The organism is Pseudoduganella sp. LjRoot289 (genome assembly GCF_964252925.1).
Taxonomy (GTDB): domain Bacteria; phylum Pseudomonadota; class Gammaproteobacteria; order Burkholderiales; family Burkholderiaceae_D; genus Rugamonas.
On the sequence record NZ_CAXUPN020000003.1, the window covers coordinates 1 to 21519 of the forward strand.

Here is a 21519-nt window from a genome sequence, read left to right on the forward strand (position 1 = left end):
ACACCCTCCCCAGTTACACGCCCCAAACGATGTCGTGGCCTTCGTTCATCGAGGCGCGCAGCATTTCGAGCAGGGGGTAAACACGCGCCGCGAAGCCGACATGCTGTTTTTCGAGCAGGGCTGCGTGGTCTTCCAGCGCCTGCGTGGAGTGGGTCTTGTCCTGGTGGTGCTCGATGTCCTGGTCCGGGTGCAGCTTGCTCAGTTCGACCTCGTGCTCCAGCGCCGCCAGTGCGCCGGCTGCTTCCGCAGCCGTGATCACGCCGCGCGTGGGACTCTTGTTCAGCAATTCAAGGATACGTTCGGCGTGCTCCTTGTACATCATGACCGCTGGAGAGGATTTGGATTTGAAGGTAATCATGGCGCTTTCCCCACTCTTGTTGTACATGTTCAAACGATAACACGACTTCCACCCGCACACATCAGTTGAGCTTGAACGAACTCATGAAGGTATCGATTTCGTCTTTCAGCATATGCTTTTCACGGCCTATCACAACCACCTGGTAGACCCGCTTGTCCTTGGCGATGAAACGCCCCACCATGCGCGTCGGCTCACCGTTGCGCGAACCCTTGGCTTCGATCTCGATGGAATTCTGCTGCTGGCTGACGCCCCCGGACGAGGAGGCCGCGCTGGCTTGTTTTTCCGCCGTCACGGTGCCGCCGATATTGGCCACCATGGTCGTCTTCATGGCCGCGATGGCCGCCTGCGCCTTGGCCGCATCGGCCATTTCGGCCGCGCCCACGGCGAACATGGTGCCGTCGACCTCGGCCGCCGCCATCTGCATTTTCACCGTTTCGCCGCCCAGGCTGACGTTGCGCGTATGCGTAGCCGGCTTGGCCGGGAACAGCACGGCGTAGGGCGCCTCGGCGCTGCGGAAGTCGCGCCAGTCGAACTTGGGACTGCAGGCGCTGAACACGGTGGCGGCCAGCGCGGCGCCCAGGATGGTGGTGATTTTGGTATGCATGATGCGATGGTATCAGGCAGCAAGCTTGCGCGCTATCGCCGCTACAAATCGGGCAGGTCGCGGCGATACTGGATGGCCTCCGCCATGTGCTTGCGGACGATGGACCTGGCGTGGTCGAGGTCGGCCACGGTGCGCGCCACCCGCAGCACGCGGTGGTAGGCGCGGGCCGACCAGTTGAACTTGATCATGCTGTCGCGCAACAGGGCTTTGCTTTCCTTGTCCAGCTTGCAGTAGTGTTCGATTTCGCGCGTGCCCATCAATTGGTTGCTTTTGCCTTGGCGCTGTTGCTGGATGGCGGCGGCTTGCTGCACCCGCAGCGCGATGGCAGGGGAGGTTTCACCGTCGGGCGCGGCTTCCAGTTCGTCGGCCGTTAACGATGCGACCGAGATCAGCAGATCCAGCCGGTCCAGCAGCGGACCCGAAATCCGGCTCTGGTAGCGGGCGATGGTGTCTTGCGGGCAGCGGCATTTTCCGCTGGGATGGCCGTTGTAGCCGCAGGGGCAGCCGTTCATTGCGGCGATCAGCTGGAAACGCGCAGGGAAGTCCGCCCGCTGCGCCGCGCGCGAGATCGTGACCCGGCCCGATTCCATCGGCTCGCGCAGTACTTCCAGCACGCGGCGGTCGAATTCGGGCAGTTCGTCGAGGAAGAGCACGCCCCGGTGCGCCATCGAGATTTCACCGGGGTGCGGCACGCTGCCGCCGCCAACCAAGGCCACGCCTGACGAGGTGTGATGCGGCGCGCGGAACGGCCTGAGCTTCCAGTGACTCGCATTGAAGGGGCCGCTCAGCGATTGCACCGCTGCCGCCTCCAGCGCTTCTTCGTCCGTCATGGCCGGCAGCAGGCCGGGAAAGCGCAACGCCAGCATGCTTTTGCCGGTACCGGGCGGACCGACCAGCAGGACGCTGTGGCTGCCCGCCGCTGCCACCTCCAGCGCGCGTTTGACCACGGCCTGTCCCTTCACGTCCGAGAAATCGGGATAGTCCGGCGCGAGGCCCGGCGGCGCCGCGTGGTGGCGCTGCAGTTTGCTGGCATCGTCCCTGGCGGCGAAGTGTGCGCACACTTGCGTCAGCGACGTTGCGGGGTAGATGATGGCGTCCCGCACCAGCGCCGCCTCGTCGGCATTGGCCAGCGGCAGGATGAAGGCGCGCCGCGCGCTGCGGGCCGCGCGGTGCATGGCGTAGGTCATCGCCAGCGCGCCCCGTATCGGGCGCAGCTCGCCGGACAGCGACAGCTCGCCGGCGAATTCGTAGTCGCGCAGCGGCAAGGTGGGGATCTGGCCGGACGCGGCCAGGATGCCTAGCGCGATCGGCAAGTCGAAGCGGCCCGATTCCTTGGGCAGGTCGGCCGGCGCCAGGTTGACGGTGATGCGCTGCGCCGGCATTTCGTAGCCGCCGTTCTGAATCGCCGCGCGCACCCGGTCGCGCGCCTCCTTCACTTCGGTTTCAGGCAGGCCGACGATGGTGAAGGCGGGCAGGCCGTTGGCCAGGTGGACTTCCACGCTGACCTCCGGCGCATCCATCCCGGCCAGGGCGCGGCTTCTCAGTACGGCGAGGCTCATGCGAAATCCTCCTGCGAACTGTGCTCTTGGAATGCGAATTCTCCATCTTAACGCGCGGCCAAGCCGGCGTTTTGAGGCTGCGCAAGGCAATCGATGTTGTAAATGCGTCAAGGCCGGAAAGTTGATTGCACCCGGCTGCCGACCAGCATAGACTTGCTCTCAGGATGTAAGCGAATTCCTACGTTGGGCTTCTTCTCTGAGGGGTGGAATCATGTGGAACTTGTTGCGCTCGGGCCGCGCCGTGCTGGCCGCCTGCCTGATGTTGCTGGGTGGTGCCGGTCCGGCACTGGCCGCCGGACCGGACGACGTGGTCGGCATGGTGCTGGATGTGCAGGGGGCGGGCGAACTGCTGCGGGCGGGCCGGGCCAGCAAACTGCAGCTGCTCAGCTACGTGAAACCCGGCGCCCAGCTCAAGCTGGAAGCTGGCAGCAAGGCCTCCGTTTCGCACTACGGCGCCAAGCTGATCTATCAACTGGTGGGGCCGTCGCTGGCTGAAGTCGGCGGCGACTCGGTCAAGGTGCTCAGCGGCGCGCCCGCCACCACCAAGTCGCTGGCGGAAAAGGTGGTTGCGGCGGCCGTGCACCCCAATATGGGCGCGGCGGCCTTCAAAATGCGCGCGCTGGGGCAGGAAATCGCCATGCAGTCGCCCACCAACCGCAGCGTGCAACTGGGCGTACGTCCGCGCTTCCAGTGGAATGCGCCCGAGCCCGCCAGTTTCCAGCTGACACTGATTGAAGCGCCGGAGCGCGTGGTGGCCCGCGCCACTGTCGAGGGCTCGATCTGGGAACTGCCGGCCGCTACCCGGCTGGAGGCTGGCAAGGAATACCGCTGGACGGTGAGCTACACGCCGTCCGACGGCCAGTTGCGCAGCGCCGCCGCCGAATTCACCGTGGCCAGCCAGGCCGATGCGGAGGCCATCCAGGCGCTGAAGCCTGGCGCCAACGCGGCGGTGGACGAATGGGTATTGTACGCGGCCATCCTGCGCGACCGCCAGATGCTGGACGAGGCGCGCCAGGTGTGGCGCGAGATCGCCAGCCAGCGCCCGGATTTGACCACGGCCCATACGATGGCGCGCTAGCCCGGCTGTGGCCCTCCCCAAGTCCGCCAAGCTGGTCGCGGCCAGTGTCGCGGCCGCCGCGCTCGCACTGTGCGGCCTCCTTGCCCTGCTGGCGGCGCCGGCGCTGGACTTGCGCCTGCTGGACGCGCAGTTCGGTTGGAACCGCGCCTGGTTCCCGCAGCCGGTGCAAAACGACGTGGTGCTGGTGGGCATAGACGAGGCCTTCCTCGATACCGTCGAGGAGCCGCTGACCTTGAGCCACCGCTACCTGGCGGCCTTCCTGGACGCCAGCAGCGCCGCGGGCGCGCGCGTGATCGCGCTCGACCTGGTGCTGCCCGAAAAGCGCTTCGACACGCTGATCTCCGCGCATGAACCCGATTTCGATTTCCACCGCACGCTGCTGGCCGGCCTGATGCGCACCCTGCCGCGCAGCAAGCTGGTGCTGGCCAAGGTGTGGGACACCGAGCGCAGCCATTACCGCGACATCCAGCTAGACTATGCCGCCGTGCTCAACGGGCAGGAGGGCGGGGTGCAGGCGCTGGCCTCGGCACTCTTTTGCAGCGACGACGACACCCGCATCCGGCGCTACCCGGACAGCCGCTGGGATTGCCTGCCCGACCGCAGCCCCTACACCATGGCCAGCGAAATCGCGGCGGCCATGGGCGTGCGCAAGGAGTGGAGTGGACTCATCAATTATCAGATCGGCCAGCCCTACCGCTATCTGCCGCTGCAGGAGGTGCTGAGGCTGGCGCAGGACGGCAGCCCCGATGGCGGCCAAGCCAGGCTGCGCGCGCTGTTCGAAGGCAAGGCCGTGCTGCTGGGCACGGTGCAGGACGATACCGACCTGGTCAACCTGCCCGTCGCGCTGGCCGAGTGGCGACCGGGGCGCCGCCTGCCCGGCGTGCTGGCCCACGCGCAAGCCGTGCGCAGCATGCTGAACCAGGGTTTCATCCAGCCGCTGGGTGCGGCCTGGTCCTGGCTGATGGCCTTTGCCGGCGCCCTGTTCTGGTTCCATCCCGGCGTGCCGCGCAAGCTGCTGCTGGCGCTGCTGCTGACGGCGGCGCTGCTGGCGGCCAGCAATGTGCTGCTGCGGCAGGGCGTGTGGATCGCCCCCAGCGCCATGCTGGTCAGTGCCTGGCTGTCCGCGCTGTCGCGCTCGGCCTGGCAGGCGTGGCGCCACTTCAGCGAACGGCAGCGCTTGCGCCGTACTTTCTCGGGCTATGTCAGCCCGCAGGTGATGCAGCAAATCGTCGATGGCGGCGTGGACGCGCGCAAGCAGGGCGCGAAGGTGGAAGTGTGCGTCTTGTTCTCGGACATACGCAACTTCACCAGCATGAGCGAGCGCTTGCCGGCCGAGCAGGTGGTGGCGCTGTTGAACCGTTATTTTGGCCGCATCACCGCGATGGTGCATAAGCACGGCGGCACCGTGGATAAGTTCATCGGCGACGGCATGATGGCATTTTTTGGTGCACCCAACGAATTGCCGAGCCCGGAACAGGCCGCGCTGGGGGCGGCGCGCGACATGCTGTCCGAGCTGGCGCAGCTGAACGCGGAATTGCGCGCCGAGGGCAAGGCCGAACTCGCCATGGGTATAGGGCTGCACAGCGGGCCGGCCGTGATCGGTTATATCGGGTCGAGCGACCGCCACGAGTACACGGCCATCGGCGATACGGTGAATGTCGCGTCGCGCCTGGAGGGGCTATGCAAGCAGCTGGGCTATCCCATCATCTGCTCGGGCGCCGTGGCAGGCAAAGTGGACGACGCTTCCATGCTCGCGCCGCTGGGCGAGCATGGCTTGAAAGGGCATAGCGCGGTGCCGGTGTTCGGCTGGAACCCAGCCTTGTAGTGTTTACTTCGCCGAAATCTGCGCTTCCAGTTCCGCCAAGCGCGTTTCCAGCGCTTCCAGCTTGGCGCGCGTCTTGGCCAGCACCTGCGCCTGCACGTCGAACTCCTCGCGCGTGACCAGGTCCAGCTTGGCAAAGCCCTGCGTCATCATCGATTTCACGTTTTTTTCGATGTCCTTGGCGGGAGAATTTTCGATCGCCTGGTTGATCTTGCCCTGCAAGTCGTTGAAGAAGCTGTTCATGTCCATCGCCATTCCTTGGTTACTGTTGGCTTTGCACCGTTACGGTGCGGTTCGCGCGAATTAAGCATTAATATGGTGCACCGCTGTCACGCGGCGCTGCCGGCTAGCCCGCCGTCGTCTAGGGAAAGGCCGTGAACTATCCGGCAAACTTGCAAGTTGGACGCTGGCACGCATTCTGCTAATGATGTATTGAACGCTTAGGCTATGCCTGGATTTTAAACCGCAACCGCTCCAAAAGTTAAAACTAAAAGGAAATCGCCATGAAATACATGACCAAGCGCCTGACTCTTGCAGCAGCAATCACCTTCGCGATGGCTAGCCTGGGAGCCAGCCTGGCCCATGCGGAAGACGCGCCAGCGGCGAAACCGGATAACGAAGTATCGTTCAATGCGGCATTGACCACCGACTACCGCTATCGCGGCTATTCGCAGACCCGTCTGAAGCCGGCCGTGCAGGGCGGCGCCGACTACACGCACAATCCGAGCGGCTTCTATGCTGGCACCTGGCTGTCCACGATCAAATGGGTCAAAGACGCAGGCGGCGATGCCAGCGTCGAATGGGACATCTACGGCGGCAAGCGCGGCGACATCGGCGGCGGCTTCAGCTACGACGTCGGCGGCCTGTACTACTTCTACCCGTCGAACGACCTGCACCCGAGCGCCAACACCTTCGAACTGTACGGCGCGGTCGGCTACGGTCCTTTCAGCCTGAAGTACTCGCACTCGACCACCAATCTGTTCGGCTTCACCGACAGCAAGAACAGCGGCTACGTGGACGCTGCGATGAACCAGGAAATCCAGGACGGCTACATCCTGAACCTGCACCTGGGCCACCAGAAAGTGAACCACAACAGCGTGGCCAGCTACTACGACTGGAAAATCGGCGTCACCAAGGACTTCGGCGTGGCCACCGTGTCGCTGGCCGCCATCAAGGCCAATACCGACGCCTACTATTCGCGCGGCAAAAACCTGGCCAAGACGGGCGCCGTCCTGACCGTTACCAAAACCTTCTAATCGAGGCTACTCATGAAACTCATCACAGCCATTATCAAGCCCTTCAAGCTGGACGAGGTCCGCGAGGCCTTGTCGGCGATTAATGTGCAAGGCATCACCGTGACCGAGGTGAAGGGCTTCGGCCGCCAGAAGGGCCACACCGAGCTGTACCGTGGCGCCGAATACGTGGTCGACTTCCTGCCCAAGACCAAGATCGAAGCAGCGGTGGACGATGCGGTGGTCGAGCAGGCCATCGAGGCGATCGAAGGCGCGGCCCGCACCGGCAAGATCGGCGACGGCAAGATTTTCGTCTACAACCTGGAACAGGTAGTCCGCATCCGTACCGGCGAAACCGGCAACGACGCTCTCTAAGGGGATAATCCAATGAACAAAACTATAACAAAACTGCTGGCTGGGGCTGCCGTCCTGTTTGCCTTCAGCGCCGCCCTGCCGGGCCACGCGCAAGACGCCAAGCCGGCCGAACCGGCCGCCGTTGCCGCGGCCGCTGCTCCGGCACCGGCGGCAGCGGCTCCTGCCGCCGCTTCCGCTCCTGCCGCCGCGCCAGCCGCCGCCGCGCCGGCTGAAGCGCCGGCAGCGCCAGCGCCGGTTGCCAACAAGGGCGACACCGCCTGGATGATGGTCGCCACCTTGCTGGTGATCCTGATGACGATACCCGGCCTGGCTCTGTTCTACGGCGGCCTGGTACGCTCGAAAAACATGCTGTCTGTGCTGCTGCAGGTGTTCATGATCTTCGCGGTCATCATCGTGCTGTGGTGCACCTACGGCTATTCGCTGGCGTTCACCGAAGGCAGCGCCTTCTACGGCAAGTTCGACCGCCTGTTCCTGAACGGTATCTGGGACCCGGCCAAGGGCGCTTTCGCGGTCGCCGCCACTTTCAGCAAGGGCGTGGTGATTCCTGAATTCGTCTTTGTCGCCTTCCAGGGCACCTTCGCCGCCATCACTTGCGGCCTGATCGTCGGCGCTTTCGCCGAGCGCGCCAAGTTCACCGCCGTGCTGGCCTTCATGGTGCTGTGGTTCACCTTCTCCTATCTGCCTATCGCCCACATGGTCTGGTTCTGGACCGGCCCGGACGCGATCAAAGACGCCGCCACCGCCGCCACTGAAGGCGCGAAAGCCGGCTTCATCTTCCAAAAAGGCGCGCTGGACTTCGCCGGCGGCACCGTGGTGCACATCAACGCCGCCGTGGCCGGCCTGGTTGGCGCCATCATGATCGGCAAACGCGTCGGCTACGGCCGCGAATCCATGGCGCCGCACTCGCTGACCATGACCATGGTCGGCGCTTCGCTGCTGTGGGTGGGCTGGTTCGGCTTCAACGCCGGTTCGGCCCTGGAAGCGGGCGACATCGCCGCGCTGGCCTTCATCAACACCCTGTTGGCAACCGCCGCCGCCACCGTGTCGTGGGTCTTCGGCGAATGGATGGCCAAGGGCAAGCCTTCGATGCTGGGCGGCGCGTCCGGCGCGGTGGCCGGCCTGGTGGCCATCACCCCGGCGGCCGGCTTTGTCGGCCCGATGGGCGCACTGCTGATCGGCCTGCTGGCCGGCATCGTCTGCCTGTGGGGCGTGAACGGCCTGAAACGCCTGATCGGCGCCGACGACTCGCTGGACGTGTTCGGCGTGCACGGCGTGGGCGGTATCCTGGGTGCGGTGCTGACCGGCGTGTTCGCCGCTCCTTCGCTGGGTGGCCAGGGCATCTTCGACTACGTCGCCAACAAGGCTTCCGCCGATTACTCGATCAGCGGCCAGGTGATCACCCAGCTGACGGCTGTGGGCATCACCATCGCCTGGTCGGCCATCGTCTCGGTCATCGCCTACAAGCTGGTGGATATCGCCATCGGCCTGCGCGTGCCTGAGGAAGAAGAGCGCGAAGGCCTGGACATCACCAGCCACGGCGAATCGGCTTACCACTCCTGATTTTTTAAGGAAATGCTGCAAAAAGCGCCCTGCGGGGCGCTTTTTTGCGTTTTTGGCTAGTCCCCGGGCTTTAAATTGACGGTTTTGCCCCGATTTGGTGAACTTGCACGGTAAGATTAGACAGTTTCCCCAGTTGTTAAGGATGTAGCCATGGTTCCCCACCTCGTCACGGCCCTGACCGGACCGCTGCTCGACCTCGAAGAAAAAATCCTGGCCGCCACCCCGGCCATTGAGCGCTGGTTCCGCCTCGAATGGCAGGAGCATACGCCGCCGTTCTATTGCTCGGTCGACCTGCGCAACGCCGGCTACAAGCTGGCCCCGGTCGACACCAACCTGTTCCCCGGCGGTTTCAACCACCTGGCCAGCGAAATGCTGCCGCTGTCGGTACAGGCCGCCATGGCCGCGATCGACAAGTATTGCCCGGACGCGCGCAACCTGCTGCTGATCCCGGAAATACACGACCGCCATCCGACTTACCTGGACAACGTGGCGCGCCTGATGCAGATCTTCCGCCAGACCGGCCTGCACGTGCGCCTGGGCTCGCTGTCCCCCGAGATCACCCAGCCGACGCCGCTGGCGCTGCCTGACGGCAATATGCTGGTCATCGAACCGCTGGTGCGCTCGGCCAACGGGCGCCGCCTGGGTCTGAAGGATTTCGATCCCTGCACCATTTTGGTGAACAACGATTTGTCGGCCGGCATCCCGGACATCCTGCAAAACATCCACGAGCAGAGCCTGCTGCCGCCGCTGCACGCGGGCTGGGCGCTGCGCCGCAAGAGCAACCATTTCACCGCCTACGACGAGGTGGTCAAGAAGTTCGGCAAGCTGATCGGCGTCGACCCGTGGATGCTCAATCCCTTCCACGCCAAGTGCGGCGAAGTGGACTTCCACAGCGGCGAGGGGCTGGACTGCCTGGCGTCCAACGTGGACGCGGTGCTGGCCAAGATCCGCAAGAAGTACAAGGAATACGGCATCAAGGACCAGAAACCGTTCGTCATCATCAAGCCGGACGCCGGCACCTATGGCAAGGGCATCATCTCGATCCGCGACGCGGCCGAGCTGAAAGACCTGTCGGCGGCCCAGCGCGACAAGATGTCGGTGATCAAGGACGGGCGCGTGGTGTCGGCCCTGAACATCCAGGAGGGCGTGCCGACCTTCGAGAGCATCAAGGACGCGGTGGCCGAGCCGGTGGTCTACATGATAGACCGCTACGTGGTGGGCGGTTACTACCGCGTGCACGCCGAGCGCGGCGTCGACCAGAATCTGAACGCACCGGGCTCGCAGTATGTGCCGCTGGCGTTTGCGCAGCAGCACGCGGTGCCGGATTTGCGCGCCAAGCCGGGCACGGCGGCGCCGAACCGCTTCTATGTGTACGGCGTGGTGGCCAGGCTGGCGCTGCTGGCCGCATCGCTGGAGATGGAGCGCACCGATCCGAATCCCGAGGTGTATTGACGAGTTGGCCATGACGCTGCCGGTGCGACCAGCCAAACTCGGCTAAAATCAGGCATTACCTCGACTGGACGCGCCCATGAAAATTGCATTCCTCGCCGACCCGCTGGCAGGCTTTAAAACCTACAAGGATTCGACCTACGCCATGATGGTGGAGGCGGCGCGCCGCGGCCACACGGTGTACGCGTTCGAGCAGCATGACATGGCGCTGTCGGACGGCGTGGTCACGGCCCTGGCGGCCAGGATCACCCTGACCGGCGACGAGCACGACTGGTTCCGCGCCGCGCCGCGCGAGGAGGCGCGCCTGGACGCCTTCGACGCCGTGATCCAGCGCAAGGATCCGCCCTTCGACATGGAATACGTGTACGGCACTTATCTGCTGCAACTGGCCGAAAAGCAGGGCGCGCGCGTGTTCAACAAGCCGTCCGCGATCCGCGACCACAACGAAAAGCTGTCCATCGCCCAGTTCTCGCAGTTCACCGCGCCCACCCTGGTCACCTCCAGCGACGCGCGCCTGCGCGCCTTCCACAACGAGCATCAGGACATCATCCTCAAGCCGCTGGACGGCATGGGCGGCGCCGGCGTGTTCCGCATCCGGGCCGACGGCATGAACCTGGGCGCCATTATCGAAACGCTGACCGACAACGGCAAGCGCACCATCATGGCGCAGCGCTACATTCCCGAGATCGTCAAGGGCGACAAGCGCATCCTCGTCATCGACGGCAAGCCGGTGCCGTTTTCGCTGGCGCGCATCCCCCAGGCCGGCGAAGTGCGCGGCAACCTGGCCGCCGGCGGCACCGGGGTGGCCCAGCCTTTGACGGCGCGCGACCTGGAAATCGCCGAAACCCTCGGTCCGGTACTGGCGGCGCGTGGACTGTTGCTGGTAGGATTAGATGTCATTGGCGACAAGTTGACCGAAGTGAACGTCACCAGCCCGACCTGCTTCGCCGAGATCACGCAGCAGACCGGCTTCCAGGTGGCTGCCATGTTCATCGACGCGGTCGAGGCCCATAGCCAAGCGGCACAGGTATAAGAAGACGAATATGGTAGGCATACTGCTCATGACACACGCGCCGCTGGGCCAGGCCTTCATCGCCGCCTGCAACCACGTGTTTCGCGGCGCCACGGAACGGCTGGAGGCGATCGACGTGCTGGCCGACCAGGACCTGGAGGAAGTGCAGAACCTGGCCGCCGCCGCGATCAAGCGCCTGGACGAGGGCGACGGCGTGCTGGTCATTACCGACGTGAAAGGCGGTACGCCAGCCAATTGCTGCAACAAGCTGGCCGACGCGGGACGGGTCCAGGTGATAGCGGGCATCAGCCTGCCGATGCTGCTGCGCGCCATCACCTACCGCCGCGATACGCTGGACGTGGTAGTGGAAATGGCCCTGGCCGGCGCGCAGAGCGGCGCCGTGCGGGTCGACAATCGCATCAGGGTGGTTTAGTCCGCTTTTATTAACCTTGCGCAGTCCTGTTTGAGACGACTATAAAAATGATTCAGCAAGAACTCGAAATTATCAACAAACTCGGTCTGCACGCGCGCGCTTCCGCCAAATTCACCCAACTCGCAGCAAAGTTCAAAAGCGACGTCTGGCTCACCCGCAATGCCCGCCGCATCAACGCCAAATCCATCATGGGCGTGATGATGCTGGCCGCCGGCAAAGGCGCCAAGGTGACGCTGGAGGCCGACGGCGCCGACGAGGGCGATTGCATCGCCGCCCTGTCCGCCCTGGTCAATGACAAGTTCGGCGAAGGCGAGTAGATGCCGGACGACCGTAGCCCTATCCGCTTTCTGACAGGTCCGCCCATGGCATCGTTCACCCTACACGGAATTCCAGTTTCGCGCGGCATCGCCATCGGCCGCGCGCACCTGCTGGCGCCAGCGGCGCTGGACGTCAAGCATTACCTGGTGCCCGAGGAGCACCTGGAGGCGGAAGTGACGCGGCTGCGCGAGGCGCTGGCCGCCGTGCACCGCGAACTGCAAACGCTGTGGAACGAGCTGCCCAAGGACGCCCCGACCGAACTGGGCGCCTTCATCGACGTGCATGCGCTGATCCTGTCGGACCCGCTCATTTCCGAGGCGCCGCTCGACATCATCCGCAGCCGCCACTACAACGCGGAATGGGCGCTGCTGACCCAGATCGACGAGCTGTCGGCGCAGTTCGACGAAATCGAAGACTTGTACCTGCGCGAACGCAAGGCCGACATCCAGCAGGTCGCCGAACGGGTGCTCAAGGTGCTGCTCGGCAGCGAGCCGCTGCAGCCCAGGGCGGAGGCGGGCGCCGACGATTTCCAGGCCCAGATGGTGGTGGTCGCGCACGACATCTCGCCGGCCGACATGCTCAAGTTCCGCGACCGCTCCTTCATCGGTTTCGTCACCGACGTCGGCGGCCAGAACTCGCACACCGCCATCGTCGCGCGCAGCCTGGACATCCCGGCGGCGGTCGGCATGTCGCAGGCGTCCACCCTGATCGAGCAGGACGACTGGGTCATCATCGACGGCGACGCAGGCGTGGTGATCGCCAATCCGAGCGCGCTGGTGCTCGAGCAGTACCGCGAGCGCCAGATGGCGCAGACGCGCGCGCGCAAAAAGCTCAACAAGCTGAAGAAAACGGCGGCCGTCACCAGGGACGGCACCCCGATCACGCTGCTGGCCAACATCGAGTTGCCGGAGGACTGCGCCACCGCCATGGAGGCCGGCGCCAACGGCGTGGGCCTGTTCCGCTCCGAGTTCCTGTTCATGGGGCGCGACGCGCGCATCCCGAGCGAGGACGAGCAGTTCGAGCAGTACAAGAAAGCGGTGGTGGCCATGAAGGGCCGCCCGGTCACCATCCGCACGCTCGACATCGGCGCCGACAAGCCGCTGGACCAGACCGAGCACACCGCGCTCAATCCGGCGCTGGGCCTGCGCGCCATCCGCTACTGCCTGGCCGAGCCGCAGCTCTTCCTGAGCCAGCTGCGCGCCATCCTGCGCGCGTCGGCCTTCGGCAAGGTGCGCATCCTCATTCCCATGCTGGCGCACGCCTTCGAGATCGACCAGTCGCTGGCGATGATAGAGCAGGCCAAGCGCCAGTTGCGCGACGCCGGGCAGAAGTTCGACGCCAATGTCGACGTCGGCGCCATGATAGAAATCCCGGCCGCCGCGCTGGCCCTGCCCATGTTCGTCAAGCGCATGGACTTCCTGTCCATCGGCACCAATGACCTGATCCAATATACATTAGCGATCGACCGGGTTGATTATGAGGTGGCGCACCTTTACAATCCCCTGCATCCCGCAGTGCTGCAATTGATCGCCATGACCATTTCGGCCGGCCACAAGGCCGGCATCGACGTGGCCGTGTGCGGCGAGATGGCGGGCGACGTCAAGCTCACCCGCCTGCTGCTGGGCATGGGCTTGCGCGAGTTCTCCATGCATCCGGCGCAGCTGTTGTCGGTCAAGCAGGAGATCCTCAACAGCGACCTGGGGTTGATCGTGCCGCAAACCCGCAAGGTGATGCGCGCCATGGAACCGGGCGCCATCGCCGACGCCGTCGCGGCGCTCCAGGCCATGTAGGCGGCGCAAGCAACGCAAGCATTCGAGATCGCAAGCCTGCGGAACCCATCCTCGCGGTTCCGCATTGATTATTGGCCCGTGGGGCCACGCAGTATTTATTCTGACCACCCATGCCCTCCATAGGAATCGTATCGCCGAAAACCATGCATTTCGCCGAGCCGCTGCAGCTGCAAAGCGGCGCGCAGCTGCGCGACTATATGCTCATGTATGAAACCTACGGCACCCTGAACGCGGACAAATCGAACGCGGTCCTGGTGTGCCACGCTTTGAACGCCTCCCACCACGTGGCCGGCGTGTACGCCGACCAGCCCAAGAACGTGGGCTGGTGGGACAATATGGTCGGTCCCGGCAAGCCGCTCGACACCGACAAATTCTTCGTCATCGGCGTCAACAACCCGGGTTCGTGCTTCGGCTCGACCGGGCCGATGCACAACAATCCGGCCACCGGCAAGCCCTACGGCGCCGCCTTCCCGGTCGTCACCGTGGAGGACTGGGTGGCCGCGCAGGCGCGCCTGGCCGACCAGCTCGGCATTGCGCAGTTCGCCGCCATCATGGGCGGCTCGCTGGGCGGCATGCAGGCGCTGGCCTGGTCCATCATGTATCCGGACCGCCTGCGCCACTGCGTGGTGATCGCCTCCACGCCCAAGCTGTCGGCGCAGAACATCGCCTTCAACGACGTGGCGCGCACCGCCATCCTGACCGACCCGGACTACCGTGGCGGCGACTTCTACGAGCACGGCGTGGTGCCGAGGAACGGCCTGAAAGTGGCGCGCATGATAGGCCACATCACCTATCTGTCGGACGACGACATGGCCGCCAAATTCGGCCGCAAGCTGCGCGACGTGGCGGACTACAAGTTCGGCTTCGGCATCGACTTCGAGATCGAATCCTACCTGCGCTACCAGGGCGACAAGTTCTCCGAATATTTCGACGCCAACACTTATCTGCTGATCACCAAGGCGCTCGACTATTTCGACCCGGCGCGCCACCATGGCGGCGACCTGGCCAAGACGCTGGCCGGCACCAGGGCCAAGTTCTTCCTGGCTTCCTTCTCCACCGACTGGCGTTTCTCGCCGGAGCGCAGCCGTGAAATCGTGCAGGCCTTGATCAGCAACCGGCGCGAGGTCACCTACGCCGAGATCGACGCGCCGCACGGGCACGACGCCTTCCTGCTGGAAGACGAACGCTACATGAGCCTGGTGCGCGCCTATTACGAGCGCGTCTGGAACGAACTGGGCACGAAGGAACAAGCATGAATTTCACCGAATTGAGCGTCGCCCGGCCGGACCTGGCCTTTATCGCGCACTGGGTGCGGAAGGGCGCGCACGTGCTCGACGTGGGCTGCGGCGACGGCGTGATGATGGACTACCTGCAAAGCGACAAGCGCTGCAGCGGCTACGGCATCGAGATCGCCGACGACAAGGTACTCGAGAGCACCAGGCGCGGCGTGCAGGTGATCCAGCAGGACATGGAGAACGGCCTGGCGCTGTTCGGCGACAACTCCTTCGACACGGTGCTGTGCCTGAACTCGCTGCAGATGATGAAGCACGTCGAAGCGCTGCTGCGCGACATCGTGCGGGTGGGCAAAGAGGCCATCGTGTCCTTCCCCAATTTCGCCTACTGGCCGCACCGCGTCGCGTTGCTGAAAGGGCGCATGCCGGTGTCCGAATCGCTGCCTTACGACTGGTACGACACGCCCAACGTGCGCTGCGCCACCATCACCGATTTCCGCGACCTGGCGGAGGAGGTGGGACTGGACGTGATGGAGTGCGTGGCGCTGGCCGACGGCCGCATCGTCACCGTGCTGCCCAATCTGCGCGGTGAACTGGCCGTGTTCCGCCTGCGCAAGAAGGCGGGCAACTGATGCGTCGCCCTGTCATTCCCGCGAATGCGGGAATCCATGCAGCGCGTGCATGCGCGCAGCCTATGGGTTCCCGCCTGCGCGGGAACGACAGATGCTGCGGAGGCCTGCGATGAGCGCCGGCTGGAAGTCTTACTTTAATTTCCGGGTGCTGACGGTGCTGTTCATGGGCTTCAGCTCCGGCCTGCCGCTGTACACCTTGCTCTACCTGACCCAGGCCTGGCTGGCCAAGTCCGGCCTGGGGCTGAAGGAGCTGGGGCTGTTCTCGATCGTGATGTTCCCCTACACCTTCAAGTTCCTGTGGGCGCCCTTCATGGACCGCTACACCATGCCGCTGGGCCGCCGGCGCGGCTGGATGGCGCTCACGCAGGTGCTGCTGTTCCTGTGCCTGGGCGGCATGGGCATGCTGGACCCGGTGGCGCAGATTTCGCTGGTGGCGGTGTTCGTCGCCGCCGTCGCCTTCCTCTCTGCCAGCCAGGACGTGGTGATCGACGCTTACCGGCGCGAGATCCTGTCCGACCGCGAGCAGGGCCTGGGCGCCGCCGTCATCGTCAACGCCTACAAGGCCGCCGCGCTGGTGCCGAGCGCCATCGGCCTGGTGCTGGCCGACACGCTGCCGTGGCAAACCGTGTTCTGGATCGTGGCCGCCTTCATGCTGCCCGGCCTGCTTTGCACGCTGCTGGCCCAGGAGCCGCGGGTGTATGGCGAACCGCCGAAGAATCTGCAGCAGGCCATCGTGCTGCCCTTCCGCGAATTCATCCTGCGCGACGGCTGGCGCAAGGCGCTGATGATCGTCACCTTCATCCTGCTCTACAAGATCGGCGACAGCATGGCCACCGCGCTGTCGACCAAGTTCTTCCTCGACCTCGGCTTTTCCACCAAGCAGATCGGCCTGGCGGCCAATGCCACCGGCCTGTGGGCCAGCGTGGCCGGCGGCGTGGTCGGCGGCGTCTGGATGGTCAAGCTGGGCATCAACCGCGCGCTGTGGGTGTTCGGCGTGCTGCAGGCGCTCGCCATCCTGGGCTTCGCCTGGCTGGCGCGCACCGGGCCGGACACCGGCCTGCTGGCCGCCGTCTACGGCTTCGAATCGTTCGCCAGCGTGGGGCTGGGAACGGCCGCGCTGGTGGCCTTTATTTCGCGCTCCACCGACCCCAGATATACTGCGACCCAGTACGCCTTGTTCTCCAGCCTGGCCGCCGTGCCGCGCACCTTCATCAATGCGTCCGTTGGGTTTGTTGTCGCACAAACGGGCTGGTTCAATTTCTTTATAGTGTGCTTTGTACTGGCGTTTCCCGCGATGATGATGCTGCCGAAAATAGCCCCATGGAACAGTAAAGAAGATAGCAAAGAATGAAACTCCCGAATATCAACGCGGCCTTGCTGGCGCTGGCCATCAGCGCCGCCGGCCTGCCCGCCACCGCCGCCGCGCCTGCGCAGGACGGCATTCCCGTCACCAGCATGTCGAAGCTGCGCGGCCTGGCCAGCGCCGACGAGTTCGACCAGCAGTCGAAGCAGCAGTATCTCCAGTTGATGAGCGAGGCCCAGAAGAAGGGCGCGCTGCTGCCGGACGACCATCCGCAGGTGCAGCGTCTGCGCGCCATCGCGCGCCGCATCGTGCCCTTCGCCACGCGCTGGAACCCGGATGCGGCCAACTGGAAGTGGCAGGTCAACCTGCTCGACGCGCCTACCGTCAACGCCTTCTGCATGCCGGGCGGCCGGATCGCCTTCTACAGCGGCATCCTGACCAAGCTCAATCTGACCGACGACGAAGTGGCCATGGTGATGGGGCACGAGATCGCGCACGCGCTGCGCGAGCACGCACGCGCACAGGCCGGCAAGACCAGCATCACCTCGATCGGTTCGCGCATCGTCGGCGCCGGCTTGTCGGCCTATTTCGGTGTCGATCCGCGTATCGGCGAGGTGGGCAGCAGCGTGCTTACGCAGGGCCTGGCGCTGAAGTATTCGCGTGACGACGAACGCGAGGCCGACCTGGTCGGCATGGACCTGGCCGCCCGCGCCGGCTTCGATCCGCGCTCCGGCACGGTGCTGTGGCAGAAGATGGGCGCGCAGAGTTCGGGCGCGCCGCCGGTCTTCATGTCCACCCACCCGGCAGGCAAGGAGCGCATCCAGCGCATGCAGGATGCGCTGCCGCTGGTGCTGCCGGTGTACGCCAGGGCGAAAGGCCTGGAGCAGTCCCGGCTGCCGCCCTACCGCAGCACGCCGGCGCCGGGCTGACATGGTGGCGCCTCTGCCGCTGCGCGACGGTGTCGCGCCCAGCTATCTGTGGCTGCCGGAAGGGCAGTGGCCGGACATGCTGTCCTTCCTGGTGGCGCGCTACCCGGCCGTGAGCGAGGCCGCCTGGCGCGAGCGCATGGCGCGCGGCGATGTGGTGGACGGCGACGGCCGCCGCCTGCTGCCTTCCAGCCGCTACCAGCGCGGCTTGCGCATTTTCTACTACCGCGAACTGGAACAGGCTGAAACGCCTATTCCCTTCCAGGAGGAGATCCTGTTCCAGGACGAGCACCTGCTGGTGGTGGACAAGCCGCACTTCCTGCCGATGATACCCACCGGCCGCTTCCTGCACGAGACGCTGCTGGTGCGCCTGAAGAAAACCACCGGCCTGCAGGACCTCACGCCCATCCACCGGCTGGACCGCGAGACGGCCGGCGTGGTGGTGTTCTCGTCCAATATCGCCAGCCGCGGCGCCTTCCAGTCGCTGTTCCAGAAGCGCGAAGTGCAGAAGGAATACGAGGCGCTGGCGCCGCGCCTGGACGGGCGCGAGTTCCCCTTCACGTACCGCAGCCGCATGGTCGATGGCGAGAAGTTTTTCGTGATGAAGGAAGCCGAGGGTGAAGCGAATTCGGAAACGGTGATCGATGTGATCGAGCACGGTTACGCGGGCGGGGACGCCACCTTATACCGCCTGTGGCCGCACACCGGGCGCAAGCACCAGTTGCGCTTGCACCTGGCCTCGCTCGGCATCCCCATCGTCAACGACGCCTTCTATCCGGTGGCGCTGCCGTGCAAGCAGGACGACGTGTCGCAGCCATTGAAACTGCTGGCGCGCGCGATTACCTTCCCCGATCCGGTCTATGGCGGCATCCGCCATTACGAGAGCCGCCGCAGCCTTTAGTCGCTGCCCCTTCAGCCGCTGGCCCTTTAGCCGCTGACCCCTTAGCCGCAGCCGTCAGGCGACGCCCGGCATCTGGACCGTGGAGCTGCCCACCAGCAGGATCAGGTGGGCGGAGGTGTTCACATAGACCTCGTGGCCGGTCAGTAGTTCGGCCACGGCCAACAGGCTCAGCCCTTCCGCGTTCAGCAAGGTCACTTCCTGCCATGCGTTCGAGCCCGACAGGTTGATGCGGCTGCTGCTGCCGCCCTCGACCGTCAAGGTCGTGTAGCCGGAAACGATGGACGACGGCAGGTTCAGGCGTTCCAGATTGCTGAAGTCGCCGATGGTCAGCGTCGTGTCATCGGCCAGGACCAGTTCTTCGACACTTTCGAACAGGCCTGCGCTGGTGGTCAGGTTCAGCGATGCGTTGAGCGTCAGCGTGTCATAGCCGTCGCCGCCGTCGATATAGCCAGTGGCGCCGCCGGACAGCGTGACCTCGTCGTCGCCGGCGCCCGCCAGCAGTACGGTGCCGTCGCCGGCCGTGAACTGGCCGTTGCCGCTGCCGCCGAAGTAGCTCGGGCCGGTGCTGCCGGGGAAGAAGCCGTTGTCGGCGACGTTGCCGGCGCTGTCCGCCACGCGCACCGCCAGCGTGTCGCTGGCCGACGCCAGCGCAAGGCCAGAGGCGGTCCAGATGCCGTCGCCGGTGCTGGCCTGCTGCCAATCGCCGCCGTTCACCGAGTATTCAATATGGTCGTCGCTCAGCAGCGTGCCGGTGTACGTGCCGGCGATGCTGGTGTCGGTGTGGCTGAAGCCGCCGGCCGAGGCGATGGCGGCCTCGGGCGCGGTGGTGTCCAGCGTCAGCGCTGAACCGACTTGTCCGGCTTCGCTTTTCTGCTCGGCCGTGTCGTACTGCACCACCCGGATCTTGCCAGCCTCGTACACGCCGTCGCTCGGCAGGGTGAAGCTGGCGCTGTCGCCGTCGCTGTCCTGTTCCAGCGAATAGCTCTCGCCGCCGTCCACCGAATAGATCCAGTGGCTGGCGCTCAAGCCCGTCACCAGGACGGTGGCGGCATTGGTGATGCCGTCCGCCGCACCGCTGTCGGTGACCGTCACCGTGGGCGCGCCCGGCAGCGTCACGCCGTTGTCGGCAATGCGGAAATTGAGCAGCGTGGCGCTGCCGGCGTAGTCATTGCCGGCCACGTCGAAGATCGCCTGGCCGTTGTTGAGCACCCGGTAGCTGGCGCCTGCGGGCAGCGTGTCCTTCAGGTGTATGGTCAGCACGCGCGTGTCGTCGTCGTACGTCAGATAGCTGTGGCTCGGGTTTTCCGGGTCGCTCGGGATCGAAGTCTCGAAAGTCAGGTTCAACAGCTCCTGCTCCGCGCTGTCGATGATGATGCCGTTGCCGCTCGCCCAAGCGATGTCTTCGTCGAAGGTGATGGTGATGGTTTTCAGGCTGCTTTCAACCGCGCCTTCGCCGCTCGGGCTGGTGCTGGCGACGCCTGGCGCGTCGGTGTCGATGGTGACGGCCAGCGCCGTCGATGACGCCGTGCCCACGCTGCCGGCGGCGTCGGTGGCGCGCGCCACCAGATTGTGCACGCCGTCGTCCAGGCCGCTCACGGTGACGCTGACGCGGCCGCCGTAGGCGCCGAAGTCGCTGTCGGTGAGCGTGTAGCTGCCCAGCAGCGCGTTGCCGGCCTGCTCGTAGATCCCGATCCGGTCGCCCGTCACCAGGCCGGACACGCCGTCGATGTCGAGGTAGACGGTGGGCGTGGTGGTGTTGGTGAGATGGTCGTCCTGGTACTGGCCGGTGTCGTTGTCGCTGTCGCTGTCCAGGCCGACCGTCAGGCCGGCCAGCGAGACGGCGCCGCGCGTGTAAGCCTCGGTCACCGAGCCTGTGCCGTAATTGCCTGCGACGTCTTTCACGGAGGAGGCATTGATGGTCACGTCGCCGCCAGGCAGGCCCTCCGTGCCCATGGTCACGGTGGCGGTCCAGCTGAGGCCGTCGGTCGACGATTCCAGGCCGCTCAGTGTGCTGTTGTGCATGCCGAACGATTCCAGCGTCAGGCCGCTGACCTTTTCCGTGAACACCACCGTCAGCGTGGCCGATTCGCCCACGCCCAGCGCCGCCTTGCTCAGTGTCATGCTGGAGACCGACGGACCCGCGATGTCGTAGGTGTAGGCTTGGCTCTTGACTTCCGAACTGAGGCCGGTGCTGCCGGTCACGCGCGCGCGCAAGGTGCCGCTGGCGGAAATGGTGCTGTCGTAGCCCCAGCCGCTGCCGTCCACGGTGGCGTCATGCCAGGTGGCGCCGTCGATCGACACTTGCACCTTGTCGCCGCTGCCGAGCTGGCCCGTGAAGGTGCCGCTGAAGTGCTGGTTGGCGATATTGGTGATGAAAGGTGTCTCGCTGCTGTAACTGTACATGGACAGGAAATCGACCACGGCAGTGGGCGCCACCGGCGTTGCCGAAGCGCTGCTGACCGAGAAGTTCAGCTTGGTGGCGTCCAGCAGGCCAGCGTAGCTCAGGCCGCTCTCCCCCAGCAGTGCGCCGGAGCCCATCTGCACGCTGTAGCTGAGCCCGGCCTTCAGGTCGGCCGCCAGGTTGATGGTCACCTGGCCGCCGCTGATGCTCACCTGGCTGGTGTCCGACATGCTGATGGTGCGGGTGTCCGTTGCACCCACCATGCGGGTGTGCAGCAAGCCATCGCGTCCCATATAGGTCTGCATGGCGCCGTCGCTGATGGTGATATAGCCGCTCCCCGCGTGCACCGCGGCGCTGAAGTTCAGCACGATGTCCGCGCTGGCGCTGACGGCGCCCGTGTTATCGGCCGGCGTAGCGGAAGTCAGGACCGGCGCGGACGCCACGGGAATGATCTGGGACATGGGGGAGGTGAAAGGCGGAGGCAGGATCGCCACAATATAGTATCAAAAAAGTGACTGCACTGCATCTAAATTT

20 protein-coding genes are annotated in these 21519 nt (G+C 65.1%); 15 read left to right on the top strand and 5 right to left on the bottom strand.

Going from position 1 to position 21519, the window contains the following annotated elements:
- Positions 1-13: 13 nt before the first annotated feature.
- The 3 genes from ACSQ8Y_RS29365 to ACSQ8Y_RS29375 form a co-directional block, all read right to left on the bottom strand.
- The gene (locus ACSQ8Y_RS29365; protein WP_436270121.1) at positions 14-358 is read right to left on the bottom strand and encodes a DUF1840 family protein; all 345 of its coding nucleotides are present in this window, start codon (positions 356-358) and stop codon (positions 14-16) included.
- 61 nt (positions 359-419) lie between these two features.
- Positions 420-962: a hypothetical protein gene (locus ACSQ8Y_RS29370; RefSeq protein ID WP_436270122.1), complete on the bottom strand. Its 543-nt coding sequence runs from the start codon at positions 960-962 to the stop codon at positions 420-422.
- Between the two features lie 41 nt (positions 963-1003).
- A complete protein-coding gene (locus ACSQ8Y_RS29375; protein ID WP_436270123.1) occupies positions 1004-2521 on the bottom strand; it encodes a YifB family Mg chelatase-like AAA ATPase in 1518 nt (505 codons plus the stop codon).
- Between the two features lie 211 nt (positions 2522-2732).
- Between ACSQ8Y_RS29375 and ACSQ8Y_RS29380 the strand changes: the two genes are divergently transcribed.
- Positions 2733-3599, top strand: a complete 867-nt coding sequence (locus tag ACSQ8Y_RS29380) for a hypothetical protein (RefSeq protein WP_436270124.1) — start codon at positions 2733-2735, stop codon at positions 3597-3599.
- Positions 3600-3606: 7 nt separating this feature from the next.
- Complete coding sequence (locus ACSQ8Y_RS29385) at positions 3607-5424, top strand: CHASE2 domain-containing protein (protein WP_436270125.1); 1818 nt, start codon at positions 3607-3609, stop codon at positions 5422-5424.
- A 3-nt stretch (positions 5425-5427) separates the two neighbouring features.
- On the opposite strand, the gene ACSQ8Y_RS29390 is transcribed toward ACSQ8Y_RS29385, so the two are convergent.
- Positions 5428-5670, bottom strand: a complete 243-nt coding sequence (locus tag ACSQ8Y_RS29390; protein WP_436270126.1) for an accessory factor UbiK family protein — start codon at positions 5668-5670, stop codon at positions 5428-5430.
- Between the two features lie 254 nt (positions 5671-5924).
- Here ACSQ8Y_RS29390 and ACSQ8Y_RS29395 point away from each other — a divergent pair, with 254 nt between their 5' ends.
- From ACSQ8Y_RS29395 to ACSQ8Y_RS29455, 13 genes are all read left to right on the top strand, one after another.
- Positions 5925-6677, top strand: coding sequence for a TorF family putative porin (locus ACSQ8Y_RS29395; RefSeq protein ID WP_436270127.1), 753 nt, complete (start codon positions 5925-5927; stop codon positions 6675-6677).
- 12 nt (positions 6678-6689) lie between these two features.
- The gene (locus tag ACSQ8Y_RS29400) at positions 6690-7028 is read left to right on the top strand and encodes a P-II family nitrogen regulator (protein WP_056398174.1); all 339 of its coding nucleotides are present in this window, start codon (positions 6690-6692) and stop codon (positions 7026-7028) included.
- Between the two features lie 12 nt (positions 7029-7040).
- Positions 7041-8588, top strand: coding sequence for an ammonium transporter (locus ACSQ8Y_RS29405; protein WP_436270128.1), 1548 nt, complete (start codon positions 7041-7043; stop codon positions 8586-8588).
- A gap of 150 nt (positions 8589-8738) precedes the next feature.
- Positions 8739-10040 carry a glutamate--cysteine ligase gene (gshA, locus tag ACSQ8Y_RS29410; protein ID WP_436270129.1) on the top strand — a complete coding sequence of 434 codons (1302 nt, stop codon included), beginning with the start codon at positions 8739-8741 and terminating at the stop codon, positions 10038-10040.
- A gap of 76 nt (positions 10041-10116) precedes the next feature.
- Positions 10117-11070: a glutathione synthase gene (gene gshB, locus ACSQ8Y_RS29415; RefSeq protein WP_436270130.1), complete on the top strand. Its 954-nt coding sequence runs from the start codon at positions 10117-10119 to the stop codon at positions 11068-11070.
- A 10-nt stretch (positions 11071-11080) separates the two neighbouring features.
- Complete coding sequence (locus ACSQ8Y_RS29420; RefSeq protein ID WP_436270131.1) at positions 11081-11482, top strand: PTS sugar transporter subunit IIA; 402 nt, start codon at positions 11081-11083, stop codon at positions 11480-11482.
- A gap of 47 nt (positions 11483-11529) precedes the next feature.
- Complete coding sequence (locus ACSQ8Y_RS29425; RefSeq protein WP_436270132.1) at positions 11530-11799, top strand: HPr family phosphocarrier protein; 270 nt, start codon at positions 11530-11532, stop codon at positions 11797-11799.
- Positions 11800-11844: 45 nt separating this feature from the next.
- Entirely contained in the window at positions 11845-13590 is a 1746-nt protein-coding gene (gene ptsP, locus ACSQ8Y_RS29430; RefSeq protein WP_436270133.1) for a phosphoenolpyruvate--protein phosphotransferase, read from the top strand.
- Between the two features lie 110 nt (positions 13591-13700).
- Entirely contained in the window at positions 13701-14846 is a 1146-nt protein-coding gene (gene metX, locus ACSQ8Y_RS29435) for a homoserine O-succinyltransferase MetX (protein WP_436270134.1), read from the top strand.
- Positions 14843-15454, top strand: a complete 612-nt coding sequence (gene metW / locus ACSQ8Y_RS29440) for a methionine biosynthesis protein MetW (RefSeq protein WP_436270135.1) — start codon at positions 14843-14845, stop codon at positions 15452-15454. Before metX ends, metW begins: the two co-directional genes overlap by 4 nt.
- 109 nt (positions 15455-15563) lie before the next feature.
- Entirely contained in the window at positions 15564-16805 is a 1242-nt protein-coding gene (locus ACSQ8Y_RS29445) for an AmpG family muropeptide MFS transporter (RefSeq protein ID WP_436270136.1), read from the top strand.
- Positions 16802-17686, top strand: coding sequence for a M48 family metallopeptidase (locus ACSQ8Y_RS29450; protein ID WP_436270137.1), 885 nt, complete (start codon positions 16802-16804; stop codon positions 17684-17686). Before ACSQ8Y_RS29445 ends, ACSQ8Y_RS29450 begins: the two co-directional genes overlap by 4 nt.
- Position 17687: 1 nt before the next feature.
- Complete coding sequence (locus ACSQ8Y_RS29455; RefSeq protein ID WP_436270138.1) at positions 17688-18584, top strand: pseudouridine synthase; 897 nt, start codon at positions 17688-17690, stop codon at positions 18582-18584.
- Between the two features lie 54 nt (positions 18585-18638).
- Here the strand turns inward: ACSQ8Y_RS29455 and ACSQ8Y_RS29460 are convergent, their stop codons facing one another.
- Positions 18639-21446: an Ig-like domain-containing protein gene (locus ACSQ8Y_RS29460; protein WP_436270139.1), complete on the bottom strand. Its 2808-nt coding sequence runs from the start codon at positions 21444-21446 to the stop codon at positions 18639-18641.
- Positions 21447-21519: the final 73 nt, after the last annotated feature.